22 protein-coding genes are annotated in these 24,286 nt (G+C 66.8%); 8 read left to right on the top strand and 14 right to left on the bottom strand.

Features of this window, described 5'->3' with window-relative positions; translation table 11 throughout:
- Positions 1-62: 62 nt before the first annotated feature.
- A complete protein-coding gene (locus ACFOYU_RS06360; protein WP_377032910.1) occupies positions 63-2,366 on the bottom strand; it encodes an NADP-dependent malic enzyme in 2,304 nt (767 codons plus the stop codon).
- Between the two features lie 105 nt (positions 2,367-2,471).
- Here ACFOYU_RS06360 and ACFOYU_RS06355 point away from each other — a divergent pair, with 105 nt between their 5' ends.
- The gene (locus ACFOYU_RS06355; RefSeq protein WP_377032909.1) at positions 2,472-3,092 is read left to right on the top strand and encodes a CatB-related O-acetyltransferase; all 621 of its coding nucleotides are present in this window, start codon (positions 2,472-2,474) and stop codon (positions 3,090-3,092) included.
- Here ACFOYU_RS06355 and ACFOYU_RS06350 read toward each other — a convergent pair.
- From ACFOYU_RS06350 to aspS, 3 genes are read right to left on the bottom strand one after another with little or no spacing between them, the layout of a single operon-like run.
- Positions 3,064-4,158: an acyltransferase family protein gene (locus ACFOYU_RS06350; RefSeq protein ID WP_377032908.1), complete on the bottom strand. Its 1,095-nt coding sequence runs from the start codon at positions 4,156-4,158 to the stop codon at positions 3,064-3,066. The two genes, ACFOYU_RS06355 and ACFOYU_RS06350, sit on opposite strands and share 29 nt — an antisense overlap.
- Positions 4,155-5,021, bottom strand: a complete 867-nt coding sequence (locus tag ACFOYU_RS06345; protein ID WP_377032907.1) for a glycosyltransferase family 2 protein — start codon at positions 5,019-5,021, stop codon at positions 4,155-4,157. Before ACFOYU_RS06345 ends, ACFOYU_RS06350 begins: the two co-directional genes overlap by 4 nt.
- Positions 5,018-6,826: an aspartate--tRNA ligase gene (aspS, locus tag ACFOYU_RS06340; RefSeq protein ID WP_377032948.1), complete on the bottom strand. Its 1,809-nt coding sequence runs from the start codon at positions 6,824-6,826 to the stop codon at positions 5,018-5,020. The genes ACFOYU_RS06345 and aspS overlap by 4 nt, the downstream gene beginning before the upstream one ends.
- 166 nt (positions 6,827-6,992) lie before the next feature.
- Here aspS and ACFOYU_RS06335 point away from each other — a divergent pair, with 166 nt between their 5' ends.
- Positions 6,993-7,919, top strand: a complete 927-nt coding sequence (locus ACFOYU_RS06335) for a hypothetical protein (RefSeq protein ID WP_377032906.1) — start codon at positions 6,993-6,995, stop codon at positions 7,917-7,919.
- A 45-nt stretch (positions 7,920-7,964) separates the two neighbouring features.
- Positions 7,965-9,134 carry a ribonuclease D gene (gene rnd / locus ACFOYU_RS06330; RefSeq protein WP_377032905.1) on the top strand — a complete coding sequence of 390 codons (1,170 nt, stop codon included), beginning with the start codon at positions 7,965-7,967 and terminating at the stop codon, positions 9,132-9,134.
- 318 nt (positions 9,135-9,452) lie between these two features.
- On the opposite strand, the gene ppx is transcribed toward rnd, so the two are convergent.
- From ppx to ACFOYU_RS06305, 5 genes are all read right to left on the bottom strand, one after another.
- Positions 9,453-10,976 (bottom strand): exopolyphosphatase, encoded by a 1,524-nt coding sequence (gene ppx, locus ACFOYU_RS06325; protein ID WP_377032904.1) that lies wholly within the window; start codon positions 10,974-10,976, stop codon positions 9,453-9,455.
- Between the two features lies 1 nt (position 10,977).
- Complete coding sequence (locus tag ACFOYU_RS06320; RefSeq protein ID WP_377032947.1) at positions 10,978-13,164, bottom strand: RNA degradosome polyphosphate kinase; 2,187 nt, start codon at positions 13,162-13,164, stop codon at positions 10,978-10,980.
- Between the two features lie 128 nt (positions 13,165-13,292).
- Entirely contained in the window at positions 13,293-13,985 is a 693-nt protein-coding gene (locus ACFOYU_RS06315; RefSeq protein WP_226742041.1) for a DnaA ATPase domain-containing protein, read from the bottom strand.
- Complete coding sequence (locus ACFOYU_RS06310; protein ID WP_226742042.1) at positions 13,978-15,078, bottom strand: AI-2E family transporter; 1,101 nt, start codon at positions 15,076-15,078, stop codon at positions 13,978-13,980. Before ACFOYU_RS06310 ends, ACFOYU_RS06315 begins: the two co-directional genes overlap by 8 nt.
- 29 nt (positions 15,079-15,107) lie before the next feature.
- Positions 15,108-15,638, bottom strand: a complete 531-nt coding sequence (locus ACFOYU_RS06305; protein ID WP_226742043.1) for a CDP-alcohol phosphatidyltransferase family protein — start codon at positions 15,636-15,638, stop codon at positions 15,108-15,110.
- A 162-nt stretch (positions 15,639-15,800) separates the two neighbouring features.
- Between ACFOYU_RS06305 and purM the strand changes: the two genes are divergently transcribed.
- Both purM and purN read left to right on the top strand, forming a co-directional pair.
- The gene (purM, locus tag ACFOYU_RS06300) at positions 15,801-16,868 is read left to right on the top strand and encodes a phosphoribosylformylglycinamidine cyclo-ligase (protein WP_377032903.1); all 1,068 of its coding nucleotides are present in this window, start codon (positions 15,801-15,803) and stop codon (positions 16,866-16,868) included.
- The gene (purN, locus tag ACFOYU_RS06295; RefSeq protein ID WP_377032902.1) at positions 16,868-17,515 is read left to right on the top strand and encodes a phosphoribosylglycinamide formyltransferase; all 648 of its coding nucleotides are present in this window, start codon (positions 16,868-16,870) and stop codon (positions 17,513-17,515) included. Before purM ends, purN begins: the two co-directional genes overlap by 1 nt.
- A gap of 122 nt (positions 17,516-17,637) precedes the next feature.
- Here the strand turns inward: purN and ACFOYU_RS06290 are convergent, their stop codons facing one another.
- The 3 genes from ACFOYU_RS06290 to ndk form a co-directional block, all read right to left on the bottom strand.
- Entirely contained in the window at positions 17,638-18,000 is a 363-nt protein-coding gene (locus ACFOYU_RS06290) for a hypothetical protein (RefSeq protein WP_226742046.1), read from the bottom strand.
- 89 nt (positions 18,001-18,089) lie between these two features.
- Positions 18,090-20,243 carry a molybdopterin-dependent oxidoreductase gene (locus tag ACFOYU_RS06285; protein ID WP_377032901.1) on the bottom strand — a complete coding sequence of 718 codons (2,154 nt, stop codon included), beginning with the start codon at positions 20,241-20,243 and terminating at the stop codon, positions 18,090-18,092.
- 80 nt (positions 20,244-20,323) lie between these two features.
- Positions 20,324-20,746 carry a nucleoside-diphosphate kinase gene (ndk, locus tag ACFOYU_RS06280; protein WP_226742048.1) on the bottom strand — a complete coding sequence of 141 codons (423 nt, stop codon included), beginning with the start codon at positions 20,744-20,746 and terminating at the stop codon, positions 20,324-20,326.
- Between the two features lie 176 nt (positions 20,747-20,922).
- Between ndk and ACFOYU_RS06275 the strand changes: the two genes are divergently transcribed.
- Complete coding sequence (locus ACFOYU_RS06275) at positions 20,923-21,327, top strand: DUF2147 domain-containing protein (protein WP_226742049.1); 405 nt, start codon at positions 20,923-20,925, stop codon at positions 21,325-21,327.
- Positions 21,328-21,676: 349 nt separating this feature from the next.
- Here ACFOYU_RS06275 and ACFOYU_RS06270 read toward each other — a convergent pair whose 3' ends face one another.
- Entirely contained in the window at positions 21,677-22,387 is a 711-nt protein-coding gene (locus ACFOYU_RS06270) for a glutathione S-transferase N-terminal domain-containing protein (protein ID WP_226742050.1), read from the bottom strand.
- A 186-nt stretch (positions 22,388-22,573) separates the two neighbouring features.
- Here ACFOYU_RS06270 and ACFOYU_RS06265 point away from each other — a divergent pair, with 186 nt between their 5' ends.
- A complete protein-coding gene (locus ACFOYU_RS06265) occupies positions 22,574-22,822 on the top strand; it encodes a hypothetical protein (protein ID WP_377032900.1) in 249 nt (82 codons plus the stop codon).
- Positions 22,823-22,890: 68 nt separating this feature from the next.
- Positions 22,891-23,334: an aminoglycoside 6'-N-acetyltransferase gene (gene aac(6') / locus ACFOYU_RS06260; protein ID WP_226742052.1), complete on the top strand. Its 444-nt coding sequence runs from the start codon at positions 22,891-22,893 to the stop codon at positions 23,332-23,334.
- 494 nt (positions 23,335-23,828) lie between these two features.
- On the opposite strand, the gene ACFOYU_RS06255 is transcribed toward aac(6'), so the two are convergent.
- On the bottom strand, positions 23,829-24,257 hold the full coding sequence (locus tag ACFOYU_RS06255; RefSeq protein ID WP_377032899.1) for a hypothetical protein: 429 nt from the start codon (positions 24,255-24,257) through the stop codon (positions 23,829-23,831).
- Between the last annotated feature and the right edge of the window lie 29 nt (positions 24,258-24,286).

Raw genomic sequence — 24,286 nt, 5'->3', positions numbered from 1 at the left:
AACTCCCAACCTCATCCTGAGGAGCCGCGTCGAAGGAGGCTCCAGCTCACTCCGGAGACGCCTCAGATCAGCGTGGGCTGGTCCTGCTCGGCGGCCTGGGCCTCGACCACGGCGATGGCCGTCAGATTGACGATGCCGCGGGCCGTCACGGACGGGGTCAGGATGTGGGCCGGCTGGGCCGGGCCGATGAGGATCGGTCCCACGGGCAGGGAATCCGCCAGCATCTTGGTGAACTGGAAGGCGATGTTGGCCGCGTCCAGGTTCGGCATGATGAGCACGTTCGCCTCGCCCTTCAGGCGCGATGCCGGATAGACCCTTTCGCGAACGATCTCCGACAGGGCGGAATCCGCCTGCATCTCGCCCTCGACCTCCAGGTCCGGCGCGCGCTCGCGGATCATCTCCAGGGCCGTGCGCATCTTCACCGCCGAGCGCGTGTCCGCCGCCCCGAAATCGCTGTGGGACAGGAGCGCGATCTTGGGCTCGATGCCGAAGCGCCGCACGTGGCTGGCGCAGGCCACCGTCATCTCGGCGATTTCCTCGGCGCTCGGGTCCGCCTGCACGTGGGTGTCGGCCAGGAAGTAGGCGCCCTTGGACGAGATCACCAGGGACAGGGCCGCCATCTCGTGAACGCCGGGCGCAAGGCCGATGATGTCCTTGATGTGCTTCAGGCGCGACTGGAACCGTCCTTCAAGGCCGCAGATCAGGGCATCGGCGTCGCCGCGCTTGACCGCGACCGCTCCGATCACCGTGGTGTTGGTGCGAACGAGGGTCTTGGCCGCGTCGGGGGTGATGCCCTTGCGGCCGGCGGCCTCCACGTAGCAGGCCACGTATTCGCGGTAGCGCGGATCGTCCTCCGGGTTCACCAGCTCGAAATGGCGCCCGATCTCCATGGACAGGCCAAAGCGCTTGATGCGGGCCTCGACCACGCTGGGGCGGCCGATCAGGATCGGCTTGGCGATGCCCTCCTCCACGATGACCTGGACCGCGCGCAGCACGCGCTCGTCCTCGCCCTCGGCATAGATCACCCGCTTGGGGTTGGCCTTCGCCTGGGAGAAGAGCGGCTTCATGATGAAACCGGAGCGGAACACGAAGCGGGTCAGGGAATCCGCGTAGGCCTCCAGATTCTCCAGGGGCCGCGTCGCCACGCCCGTGTCCATGGCGGCCTTGGCCACGGCGGGGGCGATGCGCAGGATCAGGCGCGGATCGAACGGGCTCGGGATCAGGGACTTGCGCCCGAAGGGATGGGCCTCGCCGCCATAGGCGCGGGCCACGACCTCCGAGGGAGCCTCGCGGGCGAGGCCGGCGATGGCCTTCACGGCCGCCGCCTTCATCTCCTCGTTGATCTGCGTCGCGCCGACGTCGAGCGCGCCGCGGAAGATGTAGGGGAAGCACAGGACGTTGTTGACCTGGTTCGGAAAGTCGGAGCGCCCGGTGCAGATCATGGCGTCGGGACGGGCCGCCTCCGCCTCCTCCGGCATGATCTCCGGATAGGGGTTGGCGAGCGCCATGATGAGGGGCCGCGGCGCCATCTTGGCGAGAAGGGCGGGCTTGAGGATGCCGCCGGCCGAGAGGCCGAGGAACACGTCCGCATCGGCGATGACGTCGTTGAGGGTCCGGGCGTCGGTCTTCTGCGCATAGACCGACTTCCACCGGTCCATGAGCTTCTCGCGCCCCTCGTAGACCACGCCCTCGATGTCCGTGATCCAGATGTTCTCGCGCCGCGCGCCGAGGGAGACCAGCAGGTTGAGGCAGGCGAGCGCCGCCGCGCCGGCGCCGGAGGTGACGATCTTCACGTCCTCGATGCGCTTGCCAGCGAGCTCCAGGGCGTTGGTGACGGCCGCGCCGACGATGATGGCGGTGCCGTGCTGATCGTCATGGAAGACCGGAATGCTCATCCGGGCCTTCAGGCGCTCCTCGACCTCGAAGCATTCCGGGGCCTTGATGTCCTCCAGGTTGATGCCGCCGAAGGTGGGCTCCAGGGCAGCGATGACCTCGACGAGCTTATCGACGTTCTTTTCGGTCACCTCGATGTCGAACACGTCGATGCCGGAGAATTTCTTGAACAGGACGGCCTTGCCCTCCATCACTGGCTTGGAGGCCAGGGGACCGATATCGCCCAGGCCCAGCACGGCGGTGCCGTTGGAAATGACCGCGACGAGGTTCTGCCGGGAGGTGTAGTTGGCGGCTTCCAGCGGATCGGCCGCGATGGCTTCGCAAGGGGCGGCGACGCCGGGCGTATAGGCGAGCGCGAGGTCGCGCTGGTTGCCGAGGGGCTTGGTCGGCTGGATCTCGAGCTTTCCGGGGCGCGGATGTTGGTGATAGAAGAGCGCTCCCGATTTCAGATCCTGCGAGATGTTGTCAGCCATCCCAAACGCTCCCTGCGTCACTAGCCGTTGCTGTATTTCGAGCGGCTCTTGTGCGCGTCTTGCCCCCTGCCGTCAACGCCGTTGTCGCGGCATGGGAGGCATGCAATGAACCTGCGCCACCGCCTGAAGAACTGGCGCAATCCCCACAACCAGACCCGGATCCACCTCGCCCGCATGGCCGGCCGCTACGGCTACGACATCGGGGAGTTCTCCTACGGCCGCCCCAAGGTACGCTTTCCGGAATCGGGAAAGAAGCTGACCATCGGGCGCTACTGCTCCATCGCCGACAAGGTCGAGATCCTGCTCGGGGGCAACCACAGGATCGACTGGGGCACCACCTATCCGTTCTCGGCCCTGCGGGAGCTCTGGCCCTCGGCGCCCCAGACCGGGGATTACCATTCGTCCCGCGGTGACGTGACGATCGGGCACGACGTCTGGCTCGGCTCGGGCGCGATCGTCCTCTCGGGGGTCACTATCGGCCACGGTGCCGTCGTTGCCGCCCATGCGGTGGTGACCAGGGACGTGCCGCCCTACGCCATCGTCGGGGGTAATCCGGCGAAGATCATCCGCTACCGCTTCGACGAGGCGACGATCCAGGCCCTGCTGGAGGCCGGCTGGTGGGAATTGCCGAAGGAGAAGGTCGCGACCCTGATCCCGCTCCTGCAGAGCGACCGGATCCGCGAGCTCGTTGCGGCCGTCAGGGTGCTGCGGGCTCAATCGTCTTGAGGGTCCGCCGCCCCAGCGTCCGGGCCTTGACGGCGAGCGCCGGCTTCTCGACCGCGTACCAGGACAGGGCTCCGGCGGCGAGGGTGATGAGGAGCGAAGGCGCCAGCAGCACCAGGGCCGCCGTCGCGGGAAACAGGGCATGCAGGGTCTGCTGCACCGGCCAGCCGTAGAGATAGGTGCCGTAGGACAGGTCCGCCCTCGGTTCGTACGACCAGCGGGTCAGCACCGGCGCCAGGGCCAGCCACATGATCCCGTAGGACGTGGCGATGAACAGGAGCGTCTTGTACAGGAAGGTGCCGCCCGCAAGCCATGTGGCGGCGATGAGCGCGAACGCCACCGGCCCCGAGAGGCGGACGCGGTTGCGCCAGACATAGAGCGCGCCGCCGAAGGCGAAGATCAGCGGCAGGCGCAGCGACGTTTCCAGCCCCTTCGGCGCATCGGGGCGGAAGAAATCGAGACTGGCCAGGGACAGGGCGAGCCCCGCGACCAGGGCCAGGGCGACAGCGCGGGACCGCAGCAGGCCGACGAGCCCGAAGGCCAGGACGCCCGCATAGCACAGGACTTCGTATTTCAGCGTCCACACCGTTCCCATGGGGAACTTGAACGGATTGTCGGCGAAGACGCCCGGCAGGGCGATGTTGCTCTTGAAGCTCGAAAGCGTCATGCCGATGAAGCGGCGCAGATCCGGACTTTCCAGATAGGCGGTCAGCGGCAGGCTCGTCATGGCGCCGCCCAACAGCAGCGCGACCACGAGCGTCGCCACGATCAGCCCCGGGGCGATGCGCAAGGCGCGGGCGATCACATAGTCCCGCCAGCCGCGCTGGTCGAAGCTCATGGTGACGAGAAAGCCGGAGACGACGAAGAACCCATTCACCGCGTGTTCGCCCAGCGTGAAGCCGGTGGAGGATGCCAGGGGCTCGTCCATGACGGCGCCCGTCGTCACGCTGAACGCGTGGGATACGACCACGGCGACGGCGAGGAGGAGCCGCAAGATGGTGAAATTGTTCGCGCCCGCCATGGCGGTTGAGACCGTCGGCGATTTCGGGATGAAGAGCGGCGGCCTCATGACAGCCCCTCCTGTCGCAGAGCCCCCTGCCCGCGCAGGAACGCGAGCGCTCCCGCGGCCGAGCCGCCATAGCGCTCGATCAGGCTGCGCCGGAACGTGAGTCCGGCCGCCACCGACTTGACGGCATTGACGGCGAAAATGGCAGGCGCCGGATTGGGCAGGCCGTATTTCCTGCTCACATAGGCCCGAGACCAGGCCTGGTGCCAGCGGGACTTGAAGATGCGCCCCGGCTTGGGCGTGCTCGACCGTCCGCGCCCGTGGCGTACGATCGCCTGCGGCACGTAGATCAGCGCAGATCCCGCATCCGCGACCCGGCGGCAGAGGTCGTCGTCCTCGTAGAACAGGAAGATGTTCTCGTCGAACCCGCCGAGCTGCAGGAACAGGTCGCGGCGGATGAGGAAGCAGGCGCCGGAAAAGAACGGCGCGCAGGCCTCACCCTCCGGCAGGACGAGCTTTCCGGTGGGGTTCGTCAGGTAGGACGCCAGGAGCGAGCGCGGCTGAAAGAACACCCGGCCGCTCGGCTCCACGATCCGGGGCGCGAAGAAACCCGCATCCGGGTAGCGGCGCGCCGCATCGAGCAGCGCCGCGACGGCACCCCTGTCCACGATCACGTCGGGGTTGACGATGAGGATGTATTCGCTCTGCGCGGCCCGCGCGCCGGCATTGTTGGCGCGGCCATAGCCCTCGTTGCGGGCGTTGCGGATGACCCGTGCCCCCTGCCCCTCGGCGATGGCGGCGCTGTCGTCCGTGGACGCGTTGTCGACGACGATCAGCGGCACCCCGTCCGCCCGCAGCGCGCCGAGGCACTCCGGCAGCGCATGGGCGCTGTCGAAGGCCACGACGATAGCGGCGACGGTCGTCATTTCTCCTGGACGTTCAGGCGGATATGCAGCTCGCGCAGCTGCTTGGGCGTCACCTCGGACGGCGCGCCGAGAAGCAGGTCCTCGGCCTTCTGGTTCATGGGGAAGAGCGTGATCTCGCGCAGGTTCTGCGCCCCGCAGAGCAGCATCACGATACGGTCCACGCCCGCCGCCATGCCGCCGTGGGGCGGCGCGCCGTACTGGAACGCGCGGAACATGCCGCCGAACCGCTCCATGACCTCGGTCTCGCCGTAGCCGGCGATCTCGAAAGCCTTCACCATCCGGTCGGGACGGTGGTTGCGGATCGAGCCCGAGGCCAGCTCATAGCCGTTGCAGACCATGTCGTACTGGAGCGCGGTGATCTTGAGGATCTTCTCCTTGTCCGTCGGATCGAGCGCCATGAAGGCGTCGTGCTCCATGTTGCCCATGGAGAACGGGTTGTGGGAGAAGTCGATCTTCTTCTCGTCCTCGTTCCACTCGTATTGCGGGAAGTCGGTGATCCAGCAGAAGGCGAACTGGTTCTTGTCGCCAAGGCCCAGCTCGTCGCCGATCCGCACGCGGGCCTTGCCGGCGAGCGAAGCCGCCTTGTCCTCGTTGCCGGCCGAGAAGAACACCGCGTCGCCGGCTTTGAGGCCCGCCTTCTCGCGAATGGCGGCCTGGGCGGCCTCGGGAATGAACTTGGCGATGGGGCCCTTGCCGGCGATCTGGCCGCCCTCTTCCTCGAACACGATGTAGCCGAGGCCGGGCGCGCCCTCCGAGCGGGCCCACTCGTTCAGCTTGTCGAAGAAGGAACGCGGCTGGGTGGCCGCGCCCGGCGCCGGGATGGCGCGGACCACGCCGCCGCCCTTGATCACGTTCTTGAACGCGTTGAAGGTCACGTCCTCGCGTTCGAACACCTCCGACACGTCGGCGATGACGAGCGGGTTGCGCAGGTCCGGCTTGTCAGAGCCGTATTTCAGCATCGCCTCGGAATAGGGAATGCGCGGGAAGGTCTCGGTGACCGGCTTGCCCTCGGCGAACTCCTTGAAGGTGTCGCGGATCACGGGCTCCATGGTGCGGAACACGTCCTCCTGCGTGACGAAGCTCATCTCCACGTCGAGCTGGTAGAACTCGCCCGGCAGGCGGTCGGCGCGCGGGTCCTCGTCGCGGAAGCAGGGCGCGATCTGGAAGTACCGGTCGAAGCCGGAGATCATGATGAGCTGCTTGAACTGCTGAGGGGCCTGCGGCAGCGCGTAGAACTTGCCGGGATGGATGCGCGAGGGCACCAGGAAGTCGCGCGCGCCTTCCGGCGACGACGCCGTGAGGATCGGCGTGGTGAACTCGAAGAAGCCGCTCTGCTTCATACGGCCGCGAAGGCCGTCGATGATGGCGGTGCGCTTCATGATGTTGTTGTGCAGCTTCTCGCGGCGCAGGTCGAGGAACCGATAGGTGAGACGGGTCTCCTCCGGATATTCCTGATCGCCGAAGACCGGCATCGGCAGCTCGGCCGCCGGGCCCAGCACTTCCATGTCGGTGATGTAGACCTCGACCATGCCGGTGGGCAGGTCCGGGTTCTCGGTGCCGGCCGGGCGCTTGCGCACCTTGCCGTCGATCCGCACCACCCATTCCGAGCGCACGGTCTCGGCCATCTTGAAGGCCGGCGAATCCGGGTCCGCCACGCACTGGGTCATGCCGTAATGGTCGCGCAGGTCGATGAACAGCACGCCGCCATGGTCGCGGATGCGGTGGCACCAGCCGGACAGGCGGGTGGTTTCGCCGACATTGGTTTCACGGAGCGCGCCGCAGGTGTGGGAGCGGTAACGGTGCATAGGGGCGGACATGGAAGAGCCTGATGGTTCGGTGTTTGGCGCAACATTCATGGGAGGCCGGGGAAGTCAAGGCGCAAGGTTGAAATGGGGTCGCGCTCAGCGTGTCTCCGTGCTTTTATTCCTCGCAAGCGAGGCTGTGTAACCGAAGGGCAAGGAGCGACCGGAGATGGCGAAAACACCCCCTGTCGGCGGCGGCGGAGCGATCCAGTCCCTTCGGCCCTTCGTGCCGGCCCGGGACTTCGCCCGAAGCCAGCGGTTCTATGCCGACCTCGGCTTCGCGGTCGCACCGGTCGGCGACCGCATGGCCGACGTGCGGCTCGGCGAATGCGCCTTCTTCCTGCAGGACTTCTACGTGAAGGACTGGGCGGAGAACTTCGTCTTCCACGCCCGCGTGGACGATCTGGACGCCTGGTGGGGCCGTATCGCCTCCCTTGATCTAACCGGGAGATACGGGGTCCAGGCCCCGCGACCGCCGAAGCTGGAGCCGTGGGATTGCGGGTGGCCTATGTGTTCGACCCCTCCGGAATCCTCTGGCATTTCGCCGAGGTCCCGGCCTAGGCGGAGGCTGGCCTCCTGCCCCGATCAGGGTGGCGTCAGAGCGCGCCTACCGGCGGAGCGCAGACCCTCCTTCCTCCAAGAGCCGAACCCTTTGTTTTTCAGCGGGTTTTGCTCGATCTCGGGCCCTGGGAATCTTGCGGAACAAAGCGTGAATTCCCATATCCTATACATGATGACGAACCAGGCGACATCCCTGCTGAATCACGGCCGGAACGCTCCCAACGAGGAGCGGATCGAGGGGAATTGGCACGTCTATCCTTTCGATGGCGCTCTCGAGATCGACTATGTGGACCAGGCCGGCAATGCGACCCGGCGCTGGGTGATCGCGCGCGAGCTGAAGGTCGGGCCCGGCAAGATGCTGCTCGGGGGCATCGACATGGCCGATGACGGCTATCGCGGCTTCCGGGTGGACCGGATCGAGCGCCTGGAGGATGCGGAAACCGGCCTGGTGGTCGACCGCAACATCCTCGACTGGCTCATGAAGCGGGCGGAGCGGCAGGCGAAAGAACGTAGGAAAGCGGCCAGATCGGCCTAAACTTGGGAGTCGCGGGATCGCTCGCGTTCCGCTAAAAGCCTTCACATGGACTTGATCACCACGACCGACGCCCTGGCTGCCGCCTGCACCCGCCTCGCCGCTCATCCGTTCGTTACCGTCGATACGGAGTTCCTGCGCGAGACCACCTATTATCCCAAGCTCTGCCTGATCCAGATGGCGGGCCCCGACCCGGCGGACGCTTATCTCATCGATCCGCTGGCCGAGGGCATCAGCCTCGATCCCTTCATGGCCCTCATGGCCGACGGGAACGTGGTCAAGGTCTTCCATTCCGCCCGGCAGGACCTGGAGATCGTCTGGAACCTGGGCGGCCTCGTGCCTGCGCCCCTGTTCGACACACAGATCGCCGCCATGGTCTGCGGCTACGGGGATTCGGTCTCCTACGAGCAGCTCGTCAACGACCTCGCCAAGGCGCGGGTGGACAAGTCCTCCCGCTTCACCGACTGGTCGCGCCGCCCCCTGACGGATGCCCAGCTCACCTATGCCCTTTCCGACGTCACCCACCTGGTGAAGGTCTACGAGGCGCTCATCGCCCAGCTCAAGAAGAACGGTCGTCTCGAGTGGCTGAGCGAGGAGATGTCCGTCCTCACCTCGCCCGAGACCTATCAGGCCGATCCGGACAACGCCTGGCGCCGCCTCGCGGGCCGCCTGCGCAAGTCCAAGGAGGTCGCCGTCCTCATGGAGGTCGCCGCCTGGCGCGAGCGCGAGGCCCAGAACCGGGACGTGCCCCGCGGCCGCATCCTCAAGGACGACGCCCTCATCGACGTGGCCGTTTCGGCCCCCCGCAGCGTCGAGGCGCTGGGACGCCTCCGCTCGATCCCGAACGGCTTCGAACGCTCCCGCACGGGGGCCGACATCATCGAGGCGGTGGAACGCGGCCTGACCCGCGACCCGGCCACCGTGCCGATGCCGGAGCGCTCCCGCGGGCGCGGGGCGGCCGGCGCCGTGGTCGAGCTCCTGAAGGTGCTGCTGAAGGCCGTGGCCGAGCAGGAAGGCGTCGCCCCCAAGATCATCGCCACGGTCGAGGAGCTGGAGGCCATCGCCGAGAGCGACGCGGCCGATGTCCCCTCCCTCCACGGCTGGCGCCGCACCCTGTTCGGCGAAAAGGCGCTCGCCCTCAAGAACGGGCAACTGGGCCTCGCCATGGAGCGCGGCCGCGTGGTCCTGCGCGATCTGGCCCGGGCCGAGGTGGCTTAGGCACCAATCAGCGGGCTCATATGGCGTTACGCTGAAGATCGCATTCGTCTCTCGCCGAGAACGGCACAGGCGGCGGAAGGGGAACCCTCTGTCGTCATTCCGGGGCGGCCAAAGGGCCGAGCCCGGAACCCATAAACACTGGGGTCTCGGAATAAGGCGGGATGCGTCCCGTCTCGTCCTGCATCGTCAACGGTTATGGGTTCCGGGCTCCGCTTCGCGACCCCGGAATGACATGACGAGGATGCGTTTCAACCGATGACCGGCACCCTTCGGGATCATTCCTGCCCCAGCCGAGGCACGGTCGCCCGCAGGGCGGCCCTATCCTTCGATCTCGATCCCGGCCCTCAGGTTGAGCAGCTTGCCCAGAGCCTTCATGCGCCCCGTGAGGCGTTCGTTGGCCAGGGCCCCCATCTCGCCCGGGAGCTGCAGGATCACCTCGCCGTCGTGGACGGTCAGCGGGGTCCTCGGCAGGACACCTTCCATGCCGACCGAAACCGGATAGGCCACGCGCATCAGGGCCGCGAGCAGGCGGGCCCGCTCCATCAGCCGGGTTCCGGCAAGGGCCTTGATCCGCGAGCTGACCTTGTCCGGGTTCAGCCCCTCGTGCCGGAAGAAGATCGACAGGGCCAGATAGGCGCGGCCCGCGTGGTCGAGCCCCGCGAAGGCGCCGTAGGCGATGAGGTTGAGGCTCTGCTCGCCGCGGTAGTCCGGATGGGCGCGCCAGCCGATATCGGCCAGAAGGCAGGCCGCGTGCCGGAGCCGGCGCTCGTTCTCGGTCTCGGGCAGTCCCAGGCTCTCCATGAATCGGTTGGTCCAGTCCCACAGCTCCTCGCCGTGGCCGGGAGACCGGGAGCGCAGGAGATTGAGGTCGCCGGCGGCCGAAACCAGCGGATCCTGCTCGCGGGCCGCGCCGTCGAGCTTCTCGTACAGCACGCCTTCGCGCACGCCGTAGGCGGAGATGGCGATCTCCTTCGGCTCGCCGAGCCGGATGATCTCCTCGAGCAGCATCGCCCCATAGGCGAGGAGCGGCCGGCGGGCCTCCGAGACGCTTTCGATGTCCTTGAGGGTCTTGGTATCGACCTCCTCCACGAGATGCAGGAAGTCGAGCCCGTCCTCGGGATTGATGACGTAGCCGTGCATCACGTGCAGAGGATAATCCTTGGCCGCCTGATGGAGCCGCGCCAGTGCGCGCCACGTTCCGCCCACCGCATAGAACGTGCGGCCATGAAGGTTCTCCAGGTATTCCGGCGCCCGCTCCAAGGCGCTGCGGATGATCCTCTGGGCCTTCTTGGGCGATCCGCCGCTCAGGTCCTGCAGGGCGAGGCCGCCGAGGGGCATGGTGATGCCCTGCCCCACCCGCGTGCCCTTCACGTCCACCAACTCCAGGCTGCCGCCGCCCATGTCGCCCACGATGCCGTCGGGCCCATAGAAGCCCGACACCACGCCGAGCGCGGAAAGCTGGGCCTCGCGGGCCCCGGACAGGAGCTCGATGTCCTGGCCGCAGGTTCGGGCGGCCGCCTCCAGGAAGGCCGGTCCGTTGGAGGCGTCGCGGGCGGCCGCGGTCGCCATCACGAAGATGTCCGAGACCCCCATGGTGCCGCACAGCACCCGGAAGCGGGCGAGCGCCCTCAGCGCCCGCTCCACCGCGTCGTCATCGAGGCGGCCGGTGGTCGCCACGTGGCGCCCCAGGCCGCAGAGAACCTTCTCGTTGTAGATCGGCGTCGGCGCGCGGGTCATTCCCTCGTAGACCACGAGGCGGACCGAGTTCGAGCCGATATCGATGGTGGCGACCGGGCGGCCGATCTTCAGCCGTCCCTGCGCCTCGCGCCCCAGGGCCTGCATGTCAGCGTTGCCCGCGCTTCGCGAGGGCTTTGGGGCTAGACGTCTTGAGAGATTTTCCACGGCCCGACAGACTCGGATTTGTCATGAAATACTTGTGCGCGTTGAATGGTTCCTCACCCTTCGACGGCACGACCCTCTGGCTGGAGCCGTCGGGCAGCACCGTCCAGCTCTGCTCGTTGTCGAGCAGATTCGCCAGCATGATCTGGTCCAGCACCTGCTGGTGCACGGTCGGGTTGAGGATCGGAAGATAGGCCTCCACCCGGCGGTCGAGGTTGCGCGACATGAGGTCGGCGGACGAGATCGCCACGTGGGCCTTCGGGTTCGGCAGGGCCTGACCGTTGCCGAAGGCATAGATCCGCGTGTGCTCCAGGAAGCGGCCGACGATGGACTTGACCCGGATGTTCTCCGACAGGCCGGGAATGCCCGGGCGGAGGCAGCAGATGCCGCGCACGATCAGGTCCACCTGCACGCCGGCCGCGCTGGCGTCGTAGAGCGCGTCGATGATGACCGGGTCCACCAGGGAGTTGCACTTGCCCCAGATCGCCGCCGGGCGCCCCGCCTTGGCATGGGCGATCTCCTCCTCGATGTGCTGCAGCAGGCGCTTCTTGAGCGTCAGCGGAGACACCGCCATGCGCTCCAGCTCGGCGGGCTCCGCGTAGCCGGTCACGAAGTTGAAGATGCGCGAGACGTCGCGGCTGACCACCGGGTCGGCGGTGAAATAGGACAGGTCCGTGTAGATGCGCGCCGTGATGGGGTGGTAGTTGCCCGTGCCCACGTGGCAATAGGTGATGAGCTGCCCGCCCTCGCGGCGGACCACCATGGACAGCTTGGCGTGGGTCTTCAGCTCGATGAAGCCGAACACCACCTGGGCGCCCGCCCGCTCCAAATTGCGGGCCCAGCGGATATTGGCCTCCTCGTCGAAGCGGGCCTTCAGCTCCACGAGGGCGGTGACCGACTTGCCCGCCTCCGCCGCTTCGGCGAGGGCGGCGACGATGGGGGAGTCGTTCGAGGTGCGGTAGAGCGTCTGCTTGATCGCCACCACGTTCGGGTCCCGCGCCGCCTGGGACAGGAACTGCACCACCGCATCGAAGGATTCGTAGGGATGGTGGACGATGATGTCCTTCTGGCGGATGGCGGCGAAGCAATCACCGCCATGCTCGCGGATGCGCTCGGGGAAGCGGGGGTTGTAGGGTTTGAACTTGAGGTCCGGCCGCTCCAGGCCCACGAGCTGGGACAGCTCGTTGAGGGCGAGCATCCCCTCGACCACGAAGAGCTCCTCGTCGGAGATTTCCGATTCCTCGGCCACGAACAGGCGCAGGTCCTCCGGCATGGCGGATTCGACCTCGAGCCGGATCACGCTGCCGCGGCGGCGCTGCTTGAGGGCCGTTTCGAACAGGCGCACCAGATCCTCGGCCTCCTCCTCCACCTCGATATCGGAATCGCGGATGACCCGGAAAGCGCCCTGCCCCTGCACGTTGTAGCCGGGAAAGAGCCGGGTCGTGTAGAGCGCGATGATCTGCTCCAAGGCGATGAAGCGGCTCGCGCCGGTTTCGGCGAAATCCGGCAGGCGGATGAAGCGCTCGGCCCGGGCCGGCAGGCGGATGAGCGCGTTCAGCACCTTTCCGTCGCTCTGGCGCGCAAGCTTGAGCGCAATGGAAAGCCCCAGATTCGGGATGAACGGGAACGGATGCGCCGGATCGATGGCGAGCGGCGTGAGAACCGGGAAGATGAGGTTGTGGAAGTAGTCCTCGAGCCACGAGGCTTCGGACTTCGTCAGCTCCGTGCCCTCGACGAGGAAGATCCCCTCCTCCTGCAAGGCATCCCTCAGCTCGCGCCAGCGCCGCTGCTGGTCGGAAGCGAGGTTCGACACGGCGACGGCGATCTTCGCCAGCTGTTCCTGCGGCGTCAGGCCGTCCTGCGAGGCCGTGGCCACGCCGGAACGCACCTGCCCGCGCAGGCCCGCGACGCGCACCATGAAGAACTCGTCGAGGTTGTCGGCGGAAATCGACAGGAAGCGCAGCTGCTCCAGCAGCGGATGATTGCGGTTCGAGGCCTCTTCGAGGACGCGCCGGTTGAACTGGAGCCACGACAATTCGCGATTGATGAAACGCTGCGGAAACTGCCTCAGGACCGCGCCGTCGAACTCCACCTCGGGCGGGGCCTTCGGCAGCGGAGCCTCGCTGACGATCTCCGCCTCGTCCAACACCAGGGCACTACGCACGTCGTCCTCCGCCACCTTCTTCTGCGGCTTCCGTTTTGATTTGGACTTCGTGACGGTTTCACGACGGATCGGGGACAGGGCGTCTGAATCGGACTTCACTCGGTCTCATCCATTTCTTGAGCGGCGCCAAGGATCTCGGCCGCGATGGCCCGGGAGACGCGCCGCCCCCGGCTCAGGGCTTCCTTGTCGAGGAGGGTCACAAGTTCGGAGGCCTTCGCCAGCGACCGCTCGATCCGCAATGCGATGTAATCGACAACGCTGGTATCGACCACGAGTTGCCGGTCGACGAACAGCTTGACCAGAACCGCCTTCAGCAGGGCGTCGTCGGGCGCTTCCAGCTCGACGGCAGGCGCGAGACGCAGGCGCGAGAGCAGGTCCGGCGTCCTGATGCCCCACTGATCGGGCGGCGTCTCGCAGGTGAGGAGCAGATAGGCCTTCCGTTCCCGCGCCAGGTTGAGGAGATGGAACAGGGCCGCCTCGTCCCGGATGCCCCGATCCACGTCCTCGATGGCCAGGGCGCCGTTGGACACCAGATGGGGCACCTTGTCCCCGGCCACCTCGGCGGCGTCCACGGTCCAGGCATGGGCGGTCTCAGCCCAGATCGACGCCAGATGGCTCTTGCCGCTGCCGCGCGGGCCTCTCAGGAGCAGGATCGTGTCCGGCCAGCCCGGCCAGCCTTCGATGCAGGCATAGGCCCGCTCGTTGGAGGGGCTGACGAGAAAGTCCTCGCGCCCGTAGCGCGGGTCGAGAGGCAGGTCGAAGGCCAGCTGCTTGGGAGCCTCACGCATCGGCATCGGCCCTCGGTATCAGGATGACGGGCTCGCCGCCGCGATAGAGCGGGCTCGCCAGGTACTGCCCCAGGGCGAAGCGCGCGATGACCCCGATGGCCGCGGCCAGCGGCACCGCGAGCAGGAGCCCGACGAAGCCGAACAGGGAGCCGAAGGCCAGGAGCGCGAACATCAGCCAGACCGGGTGGAGCCCCACGGAATCCCCGACCAGCTTCGGGGACAGGATGTTGCCCTCCACGAACTGGCCGAAGACGAAGATCCCCAGGGTGGCGAGGATCATGGTCCAGTCGGGCCAGAACTGCACGATGGCGACGCCCATGGAGAGGATGAGCCCGGTGAGAGAGCCCACATAGGGGATGAAGCTCAGGATTCCCGACGTCATGCCGATCACGGCACCGAAATTGAGCCCGATCATCGACAGCCCGACCGCATAGAAGGTGCCGAGGATGATGCAGACCATCGCCTGACCGCGCACGAAGCCCGCGATGGCGTGGTCGATGTCGCGGGCGATGGCGCGCACCGTCTCCCGGTGTTTCATGGGCAGCCAGGAATCCACCGTCCTGACCATGCGGTCCCAGTCCACCAGCATGTAGAAGGCCACGACCGGCGTCACCACGAGCAGCGAAAAGATGCTGAGCAGGGCCTGCCCGCCCGACCACAGGGACTGGAGGAAGGCTCCGAGCCAGGCGATGCCCTGGGAGACCAGGTTGCCGACCGAGGTCTGCATCTGGGGCAGCGCGGTGCGCCCGCCCAGCCGCTCGATCAGCGGTCCGCCCTGCTCCACCGCCAGCTGCTGAAGGCGGGCCACATAGCTCGGCAGGCGTTCGACCAGGGCGCCGAGCTGCTGGGCGCCGAACGGGATCAGCACCACCAGGGTCAGGATGAAGAAAAGCACGAACAGGATGAGGATGACGAGGCTGGCGCCCAGCCGGCCGATCCCGACACGCTGCAGCCGGTCCGCCAGGGGATCGAGCAGATAAGCCAGGGCGAAGCCCGCCACGAAAGGCAGGAGGATGGTGCGCAGGGCGAACAGCAGGATCACCGTCACCACCAGCGCCGCGATCCAGAATGCGATCTGCCGTTGGATCGTCATCTCGGTCCCATCTTCCGCAAGACTCCACCTCAGCCCGACATGTGCCGAAGCCAGCCACCGAGATAGGCACCGGCGGAAGCCACGGTCAAGGCGGCCACCACCAGCATGGCCACTTCTTCGAGGCCGGCGAGGTCGGCCCCATAGGCATTTGCCGCAAGGGCAAAGGCCGCAAACCCGATCTGGGCCGCCGTGTTCAGCTTGCTGACGAGGAGCGGCTTGATCTCGACGGGGCGGCTCATGACCCAGGACAGCATCACCGCCGCCACGATCATGGCGTCGCGCGACACGACCACGATGGCGAGCCAGCTCGGAATGGCCCCCACGACGGCGAGCGAGATATAGATCGACACGAGGAGCGACTTGTCCGCCAGGGGATCGATATAGGCCCCGAGCTCGCTCTTCATGTCGAAATGCCGGGCAATGAACCCGTCGACCCCGTCCGAGATGCCTGCAATCGCGAACAGGACGAACGCCGTCCCCCACCGCTCCTGCATGATCATGACGATCACGAAAGGCACGATGATGAGGCGCCCGATGGTGATGAGGTTCGGAATGGTCATCGGAGAAGATGATGGCGGGTCGCGGGCACGAGTTCAATCGGGCCGCAACCGCATGGGGATAGCGGGGACGGCAGGCGGGGGTATCGCGGTTCTTTCCGGCGAAAGCCCCTTGCCTTTCGCCCCCCTCTCGCCTTACTGCCCCCGGTGAGACGGGGACTGCGGATGAGCGAGAAACAGCAGAACGGCCTGACCTATGCGCAGGCGGGCGTCGACATCGACGCGGGCAATGCCATGGTCGACCAGATCAAGCCCTTGGTGCGCGCCACGCGCCGCCCGGGAGCGGACGCGGAAATCGGCGGGTTCGGCGGGCTGTTCGACCTCAAGGCCGCCGGCTTCAAGGACCCGATCCTCGTCGCCGCCAACGACGGCGTCGGCACCAAGGTGAAGATCGCCATCGACACGGGCATCCACGACACGATCGGCATCGACCTCGTGGCCATGTGCGTGAACGACATCATCGTCCAGGGCGCCGAGCCCCTGTTCTTCCTCGACTATTTCGCCACCGGAAAACTCTCGCCGGAGGTGGGCGTTCACATCGTCAAGGGCATCGCCGACGGCTGCCGTCAGGCGGGCTGCGCCCTGATCGGCGGCGAGACCGCCGAAATGCCGGGGCTTTACGCCAAGGGCGACTATGATCTCGCCGGCTTCGCCGTGGGCGCCGCCGAGCGCGGCACCCTGCTCCCGAAGGCCGTGAAAGCCGGCGACGTGCTGATCGGCCTGCCCTCCTCGGGCGTGCATTCCAACGGCTTCTCCCTCGTGCGCCGGATCGTCGAGCATTCCGGCCTCGCCTGGGACGCGCCCGCCCCGTTCGCGGCGGGCAAAACCCTCGCCGAGGCCCTGCTGGAGCCGACCCGGATCTACGTGAAGTCCCTGCTGCAGGTCCTGAAGGGCGGCGAGGGCGTCAACGCCCTGTGCCACATCACCGGCGGCGGCTTTCCGGACAACATCCCGCGCGTCCTGCCCGACGGCATCGGCGTGCGCCTCGACCTCGACGCCATTCCGGTCCCGTCCGTCTTCGGCTGGCTCGCCAAGACCGGCGGCGTCGCCGAGGCCGAAATGCTGCGCACCTTCAATTGCGGCATCGGCATGATCGTGGTGGCGGATGCCGCTCAGGCGGACGCGGTCATGCAGCGGCTGCGCGACGCCGGCGAAAGCCCGGTCCGCATCGGCGAGACCATCGCCCATGACGGCGGCGATCAGGTCCGGACGGCGGGCAGCCTGAAGCTCTGATGTCCCGCCGCCGCGTCGCCATCCTGATCTCGGGGCGGGGCTCCAACATGGCCTCGCTCATGGAGGCGGCGCGCGCGCCGGATTACCCAGCGGAAATCGCTCTCGTCCTGTCGAACCGGCCCGACGCCGAAGGGCTGGAGCGGGCGCGGGCTGCGGGGATCGAAACCCTGGCCATCGACCACAAGGCCCATGCCTCCCGCGAGAGCTTCGAGCAGGCCCTGGATTCGGCGCTGCGGGAACGGGGCATCGAGTTCATCTGCCTTGCGGGTTTCATGCGGGTCCTGACCGACTGGTTCGTGGAGAGCTGGGCCGGTCGGATGATCAACATCCACCCTTCCCTCCTGCCCCTGTTCCGCGGCATCCACACCCATCGGCGGGCGCTGGAGGAAGGCGTGCTGGTCCACGGCTGCACGGTTCACTTCGTGGTGCCGGAGCTGGATGCGGGCCCCATCGTCGCCCAGGCGGCCGTGCCGGTCGTGCCGGGCGATACGGAAGAGAGCCTGGCGAAGCGCATCCTCGTCCAGGAGCACCTGCTCTATCCGAAGGCGCTGGACCTGATCTGCAGCGGCAGGGCCCGCCTGGAAGCCGGGCGCGTCGTGTTCTCCGAAGAATGGGACGCAGGCGGAGCGCTGCACTCGCCGCATTAGCTCTCGGCTATCGCCCGCCCATGTTTCCAGGTCCCGGGGATCCACGCCGTTTCAGGGCTGTGGCCCTGAAACGTAAATGGCCGGGACAAGCCCGGCCATGACGGGAACCCCGATCCTCGGAACTACAGCGCCGGGCGCTGCAGGTTGCAGGAATCGATGGCGCCGAGGGCCTTGGCGCGGGCGGTGTCGTTGAACACGCCCGTATCGCGATAGGCCTGGACCTCGTCGGTGCTCAAGGCGCGCATGGTCCGCCCGGCATAGCAGTCGCATTTGCGGGACAGCGAGGTCTCGCTCACGTTCTGGAGGCGGGCCTGGGTCACGGCGCAGGCTTGGCTGACGCGGGCGCGAAGCTCACCCATGCTGGCGGTCTTCAGGGCCGGATCGGGCTGGTACTGGGTCGGCATGTTGGAGGCCGCCGCGAAGGCGGCGGTCGTCGAAGCGGCGATGGCGGCGGCGGCCAGCAACGTGCGAAGAGCGGATGTCATGGAGACCCCTTGGAGACAATGAAACATTCAAGCTTAAGGATAGGCTTGGCCGGGCAGGGTCAAGGGCAAGGCTGAAATAGCCTTAAGACTTAGCCAACGACCGGCTCGATCCGCTCTTGCCTCGTCATCGCCCGAGGCACCGCCGCCGGGTCGGGAGCCGCCTTCTCCAGGGCCACCCGGTTGTCGTGGAAGGCCGCCCCACCGTAGGGCGCGACCTGATCGGCGCCCGTGAGGGTGTTGATGCCCCGCCCGTAGGGGTGGGCCGCGTTGGGCCAGATGGATTCCGCGATCAGCACCCCGCGCCGGACGCCCTCGAAGAGACGAGCCCGCAGGTATACCTCGCCGCGGTTGTTCTTCAGCTTCACCCAGTCCCCGTCCACGATACCCTGCCGCTCGGCGTCGACGGGGTGGATCATCACCTCGGGCCGCCCTTCCTTGGTCTTGGACGTCGGCGTTTCGGTGAAGGTGGAGTTGAGGAAGTTCCTGGCCGGGCTGGTGGCGAGGCGGAAGGGATGCTCCTCGGTCGCCTCCTCGATCACCGCCCAATGGTCCGGGAAGGCCGGGATCTCCGCCCACGGCCCCATCGGGCCGTTGTTGGAGGACGGCACCTTGGTCCAATCCGGCTTGAAGCGGAACTTGCCGTCCGGATAGGCGAAGCCGTTGAGATAGTGCGCTTCCTCGAAGGAGGGCTGCGCATCCACATGCACCTGCTCCTCCAGGGTCTCGATGCCGTCCCAGCCGGAATTCCGCAGGGTCCAGTCGACGATCTCCCGCGGTTCCATGTCGAAGCCGCGATGCTCCGCGCCGACGCGCGCGGCGATTTCGCGGATCACCTCGTGGTTGGAGCGGCACTCGCCGGGCGGATCGACGAGCTTGGCGCCGAGCTGGAAATACTGGTGCCCGCCGCCCGAATAGAGATCGTCGTGCTCCATGAACATGGTCGCCGGCAGGACGATATCGGCCATCAGGGCCGTCTCGGTCATGAACTGCTCGTGGACGCAGACGAACAGATCCTCGCGGGCGAAGCCCCGCTTCACCAACTCCTGCTCGGGGGCGACGGAGACCGGATTGGTGTTCTGGATCAGCATCGCCTTCACGGGCGGACCGTCGTAGAGCGCCTGGGCGTCGCCCGTGAGCACCCGCCCGATCTGAGACTGGTCGAGCCTGCGGATCGTCGGGTCGATGGCGTCGTGTCCCTCGATCAGGGCCTTGTTCCAGCGATAGATCGCGCTGTTGATGTGGAAGGCCCCGCCGCCCTCGTGCCGCCAGGCGCCCGTCACGGCCGCGACGCAGGAGGCGGCGTGCATGTTGATCGAGCCGTTGCGCTGGCGCCCGAAGCCGTAGCCCAGGCGGAAGAAGGTGCGCCTGCGCTCGCCCACGAGCTTGGCGAAGGCCTCGATCTCCTCGACCGTCAGTCCCGTGATGGCTGAGGCCCAGGCGGGGTCGCGGCTGCGCAGATGCTCCTCGAGCTCGCGCGGGTAATCCGTGTAGCGGTTCAGGTAATCCCAGTCGGCATGGCCGTCGCGGAAGAGCACGTGCATGACCGCGCAGGCGAGCGCGCCGTCGGTGCCCGGCCGGACCAGCAGCGCCATGTCGGCCTGTTTCATGGTCGGGTTCATGTAGATGTCGATGGCGACGATCTTGGCCCCGCGCTCCTTGCGGGCGCGCATGGCATGGGTCATCACGTTGACCTGGGTATGAACCGGGTTGGTGCCCCAGATCACGATGCAGTCGGAAACCGCCATCTCGCGCGGATCGGGCCCGGCGAGCTTGCCGGTGCCGGCCACGAAGCCCGTATAGGCGGTGGCGGTGCAGATGGTGGAGTATTGGCCCGAATAGCGCTTCACGTGGCGCAGGCGGTTGATGCCGTCGCGCATCACGTAGCCCATGGTGCCCGCGTAGTAATAGGGCCAGACGGATTCCGAACCGAACTCCTGTTCCGCTTCCAGGAACCTGCGGGCCACGGTGTCGAGGGCTTCGTCCCACGAGATCCGCTCGAACTGCCCCGAGCCTTTCGGCCCCGTGCGTCTCAGGGGATGCAGGAGCCTGTCCGGATGGTGGATGCGCTCCGAATAGCGCGCCACCTTCGCGCAGATGACGCCGGCCGTGTAGCGGTTGGTCTGCGCCCCATGCACCCGCCCGATGGTGCGCCCGTCGATGACCTCCACCTTCAGGGAGCAGGTCGAGGGGCAGTCATGCGGGCAGACCGACGGGCGGTGTTCGATGCGGGGCGCTTGGTTCATGGCGGCGGCATGATGCGGGAGGGAGGGACAAATGAAAAGGCCGCCCGGAGGCGGCCTTTTGCGTCAGGTGCGGTGGAGCCTCAGCCCACGATCTCGTTGCCCGCGAAGAACTGGGCGATCTCGATCTTGGCGTTGTCCTGGCTGTCGGAGCCGTGGACCGAGTTCTCGCCGATCGACTTGGCGTAGAGCTTGCGGATCGTGCCCTCGGCAGCGCTCTCCGGGTTGGTGGCGCCCATGATCTCGCGGTAGCGGGCCACGGCGTTCTCGCCTTCCAGGACCTGCACGACCACCGGGCCGGAGATCATGAAGTCCACGAGCTCGCCGAAGAAGGGACGCTCCTTGTGGACGGCGTAGAAAGTCTCGGCCTCGCGGCGGCTCATGAGGACGCGCTTCTGCGCCACGATGCGCAGGCCGGCCTTCTCGATGACGGCGTTGATGGCGCCGGTGAGGTTCCGCTCGGTCGCGTCGGGCTTGATGATGGAGAAAGTACGCTCGGTGGCCATGGCTACTCGCTATTGGAAGAGAAGAATTTCAGGAAGTGCGGCGCTTATAGCGGCGCTCCCCCCTCCCCTCAAGGGGCTTTTCGCGCCCGCGAAAGGCAAGGCTTGGAAAGGCCGGGCCCGGACCCTAATCTCCTTGCGACCGGTCCGGCTGAAGACCGGCTTATCGGGAGTGAACCATGAAATCGACCATTCTGGCTGCCCTCGGCCTTCTCGCGCTGACGGGCGCGGCCCAGGCCCAGGGCGCCGATCCGAGCGGCACGTACCTGAGCGAAACCGGAGAGACCCGGGTTCGCATCGCCAAGTGCGGGCAGGCCTATTGCGGCACGATCGTCAGCGTCCAGGGCGACGCGAAGGACGCCGCCAATCCCGATCCGAACCTGCGCGGGCGCAGCCTCGTGGGCGTCCGGATGATCTCGAACATCCAGCCGTCCGGCGACGGCTTCACCGGCCAGCTCTACAACTACAAGGACGGGAGAACCTACACGGGCAAGATGAGCTTCCAGGGCAAGTCCATGCAGCTCTCCGGCTGCGTCCTGGGCGGCCTCATCTGCCGCTCGCAGACCTGGGCAAAGCTGAAGTAACGCCGCTCATCCTCATGGACGGGCGAATTCGCGCGCACGCCTGTACCGCGGCTTCGCCCGATCCATCGAAGGTGCGGGGAACTCTATCTTGGCGTCTCAGGGCTTTTGCGACCGCCTGCGCTTCCTCAAGATTGTCGCGACGCCGACGAGGACGACGGAGACGACGAGGATCGTAGCAATGGTCCCAAGCCAGATCGCACCGCCTTCCATTGCCGTCCCTCCGCGCTGCACTTCTGCGCCAACGTGGAGGCGCCCGCCCTGTTCCAATCCGGCATTCCGCACAGGATCGGCGCGACGAGTAGAATGTCTGCGGCCGGGACAAGCCCGGCCGTGACGAAGAACGGAGCTCTTACCGCGCCTTCTGGCCGAAGAGCACAGCCTGGACCGCCGGATCCTGCATGTCGTTGTTCTGGCGGATTTCGGAACTGACCTTCAGGCCCCTCTCGACCGCAGGGCGGGCCAGCATGGTCTCGAGCCAGCGCTTCACGTGAGGGAAATCCTCGATGTTCTGGCCCTGGCGCTCCCAGAGCTTGGCCCAGCCCACGATGGACATGTCGGCGATCGAGTATTCGCCCGCCACGTATTCCCGGTCGGCGAGGCGCTTGTTCAGCACCCCGTAGAGGCGATTGGCCTCGTTGGTGTAGCGGTTGATGGCGTAGGGCACCTGCTCCGGCGCATAGATGCGGAAATGATGCGTCTGGCCGAGCATGGGACCGAAACCGCCCATCTGCCAGAACAGCCACTGGTCGACCTCGACCCGCTGGCGCTCGTCCCGGGGATAGAACTGCCCGGTCTTGCGGCCGAGATACTGCAGGATCGCCCCCGACTCGAAAACCGAGATGGGCTTTCCGTCCGGCCCTTCCGGATCGACGATGGCCGGCATCCGGTTGTTGGGCGAGATCGCCAGGAACTCGGGCTTGAACTGGTCGCCCTTGCCGATGTTCACCGGATGGACCGTATAGGGCAGCCCGCACTCCTCGAGCATGATGGTGATTTTCCATCCGTTCGGCGTCGGCCAATAATAGAGATCGATCGGCTGTTGCTGGGCGGAAGCCGCCATGACGTGCCACTCCTCGGTTCAGGACTTCGTCAGTCTGTGTAAGACATAAGATCGGGCCGGACACTATCTGGCGCAACGAAATCTGGTGAAAAGGCCTGTTACCCCCTTAGACGAAGAAATATCGTTCTGTTATTTCATTGAGGTTACTTGCGCCCCTCGCAACGAAGGGGCCGATGGGGGAATTCGATGACGAACCGCGTCCTGCGCACCGCTCTTGCCACCATGATCGCCATGTCCCTGGGCACGCCGCTGGCCGCCGCCGAGACCGAGCCGAAGAAGGAGCCCACCGCCGCGCAGCTCGCCGCCCGTGAGCGCATGACGAAGTGCAGCGCCGAGTGGAAGGAGGCGAAGGCCGGCGGCAAGATGGAGGCCGGCATGAAGTGGCCGAAGTTCTGGAGCGCCTGCAACGCCCGCCTCAAGGGCAACAAGGTCTGACGCGGCTTTCCTCCGGCGCCCGATCCGGGAATACTCCCGGAGCCTGAATCGGCGGCGGAGGAGGCCTCATACGCATCGAGCCCTGCACCTGGAAGCACCTCGACGACTGGGCCTCCCTCCGCCATGCCCTGTGGCCGGACGCGACGAAGGACATGCACCGCGAGGAGGCCGCCGCGCTGTTGGAGCAGCCGGACCGCGCCACGGCCTTTCTCGCCCGGACGCCTGAAGGCGCGGCTGCGGGTTTCGCCGAGGCCACCCTGCGCCGGGATTACGTGAACGGTTGCACGAGCTCTCCGGTCGCCTTTCTCGAAGGGATCTACGTGGATCCGCCCTACAGGAGGCGCGGCGTCGCCGGCCTGTTGTGCCGAGCCGTCGAAGCATGGGCCCGGGATCGTGGCTGCTCCGAGTTCGCCTCCGACGTCGAGCTCCACAACCTCGCGTCCCAGCAGATGCACGCCTCCCTCGGCTTCGAGGAAACGGAGCGGGTCGTGTACTTCCGCAAGCCCCTCTGAAAACCGGCTCGTCGCGGAGCCCTCATTCGCGGATTGTCTCGACGGATAAGGGCATCTCCTGCGCGCGCTGGACCTCCTCAAGATGAAGGCTGTGGAGTGGGGTCGGTCAAAGGCTCGCAAGAATAGCGCTGCGCGAACTCTCCTTCCCTCGGACCTCGCGGGAAACCGCGTTGCTCTCCTCCCCCTTGTGGGGAGGAGGTGGAGGTGGGGGTGTGAGCGCTCCGCTGGATCGTGGATGGCGCCGGCACCCCCACCCTAACCCTCCCCACAAGGGGGAGGGAAATGGCGCCGCGCTGAACGCCGCCACATACGACGGCCTTCTGCCGAACGTCCCACCCTCATCCTGAGGAGCCGCGAAGCGGCGTCTCGAAGGAGGGTCCAGCGCGCTCTGGAAACGCCCTCATCCTTCGAGACGGACCTGACGGTCCTCCTCAGGAGGGCTGCGGGTGACTGGATGAAAAGCCTAATCGAAGGTTGTCGAACGCAGGCCGATCCTATGGCACCGCCCGATCCGGCGGCGAGGCCAGGCATGGGTCGAGGACGATGTGATCGGCGTCGGGCCTGCCGTAGCCGCCTGCCACCGCCACCACGTCTCCCACCTTCAGGCCGTTCGTCGCATAGGTCACGCAGAGCACCTGCGGATTCGGCGCGGCGCAGAGCCCGAGATAGGCGAGCGTGCCGTCGAAGTGAACGAGGGTGAGCCTGCCGACCACGCTCAGATCCACCCGTTTCGCTCCGGTTTCGACGCCCTGCGTCAGGTCGCGAAGGTTTTCGCAGCGGGCCTGGGTGCCGGACTTCATGTCGGCATCGGCGAAAGGGCTTTTTGCGCCATCCGGCTGGCCGGCCGCGCCCTGCCCGCCAGCCGCGAAGGCCGCGCCGAGGACCAGGAATGCAAGCACGTGCTTCCTTCTCGCAGCCTTCATGGAAACGTCGCTCCCTGCCTAACGGACCG

Origin of the sequence: Microvirga sp. GCM10011540, from assembly GCF_042650665.1 — a bacterium.
Classification (GTDB): Bacteria; Pseudomonadota; Alphaproteobacteria; order Rhizobiales; family Beijerinckiaceae; genus Microvirga; species Microvirga lenta.
The sequence above is the reverse complement of the archived record's forward strand: the minus strand, read 5'-3'. Positions and strand labels throughout refer to the sequence as shown.

What these genes read in the sequence shown, in the direction of transcription:
- ACFOYU_RS06360 (WP_377032910.1), bottom strand. Translation starts at nt 2,366, where the DNA reads ATGGCTGACAACATCTCGCAGGATCTGAAATCGGGAGCGCTCTTCTAT.
- ACFOYU_RS06355 (WP_377032909.1), top strand. Translation starts at nt 2,472, where the DNA reads ATGAACCTGCGCCACCGCCTGAAGAACTGGCGCAATCCCCACAACCAG.
- ACFOYU_RS06350 (WP_377032908.1), bottom strand. Translation starts at nt 4,158, where the DNA reads ATGAGGCCGCCGCTCTTCATCCCGAAATCGCCGACGGTCTCAACCGCC.
- ACFOYU_RS06345 (WP_377032907.1), bottom strand. Translation starts at nt 5,021, where the DNA reads ATGACGACCGTCGCCGCTATCGTCGTGGCCTTCGACAGCGCCCATGCG.
- aspS (WP_377032948.1), bottom strand. Translation starts at nt 6,826, where the DNA reads ATGCACCGTTACCGCTCCCACACCTGCGGCGCGCTCCGTGAAACCAAT.
- ACFOYU_RS06335 (WP_377032906.1), top strand. Translation starts at nt 6,993, where the DNA reads ATGGCGAAAACACCCCCTGTCGGCGGCGGCGGAGCGATCCAGTCCCTT.
- rnd (WP_377032905.1), top strand. Translation starts at nt 7,965, where the DNA reads ATGGACTTGATCACCACGACCGACGCCCTGGCTGCCGCCTGCACCCGC.
- ppx (WP_377032904.1), bottom strand. Translation starts at nt 10,976, where the DNA reads ATGCAGGCCCTGGGGCGCGAGGCGCAGGGACGGCTGAAGATCGGCCGC.
- ACFOYU_RS06315 (WP_226742041.1), bottom strand. Translation starts at nt 13,985, where the DNA reads ATGCGTGAGGCTCCCAAGCAGCTGGCCTTCGACCTGCCTCTCGACCCG.
- ACFOYU_RS06310 (WP_226742042.1), bottom strand. Translation starts at nt 15,078, where the DNA reads ATGACGATCCAACGGCAGATCGCATTCTGGATCGCGGCGCTGGTGGTG.
- ACFOYU_RS06305 (WP_226742043.1), bottom strand. Translation starts at nt 15,638, where the DNA reads ATGACCATTCCGAACCTCATCACCATCGGGCGCCTCATCATCGTGCCT.
- purM (WP_377032903.1), top strand. Translation starts at nt 15,801, where the DNA reads ATGAGCGAGAAACAGCAGAACGGCCTGACCTATGCGCAGGCGGGCGTC.
- purN (WP_377032902.1), top strand. Translation starts at nt 16,868, where the DNA reads ATGTCCCGCCGCCGCGTCGCCATCCTGATCTCGGGGCGGGGCTCCAAC.
- ACFOYU_RS06290 (WP_226742046.1), bottom strand. Translation starts at nt 18,000, where the DNA reads ATGACATCCGCTCTTCGCACGTTGCTGGCCGCCGCCGCCATCGCCGCT.
- ACFOYU_RS06285 (WP_377032901.1), bottom strand. Translation starts at nt 20,243, where the DNA reads ATGAACCAAGCGCCCCGCATCGAACACCGCCCGTCGGTCTGCCCGCAT.
- ndk (WP_226742048.1), bottom strand. Translation starts at nt 20,746, where the DNA reads ATGGCCACCGAGCGTACTTTCTCCATCATCAAGCCCGACGCGACCGAG.
- ACFOYU_RS06275 (WP_226742049.1), top strand. Translation starts at nt 20,923, where the DNA reads ATGAAATCGACCATTCTGGCTGCCCTCGGCCTTCTCGCGCTGACGGGC.
- ACFOYU_RS06270 (WP_226742050.1), bottom strand. Translation starts at nt 22,387, where the DNA reads ATGGCGGCTTCCGCCCAGCAACAGCCGATCGATCTCTATTATTGGCCG.
- ACFOYU_RS06265 (WP_377032900.1), top strand. Translation starts at nt 22,574, where the DNA reads ATGACGAACCGCGTCCTGCGCACCGCTCTTGCCACCATGATCGCCATG.
- ACFOYU_RS06255 (WP_377032899.1), bottom strand. Translation starts at nt 24,257, where the DNA reads ATGAAGGCTGCGAGAAGGAAGCACGTGCTTGCATTCCTGGTCCTCGGC.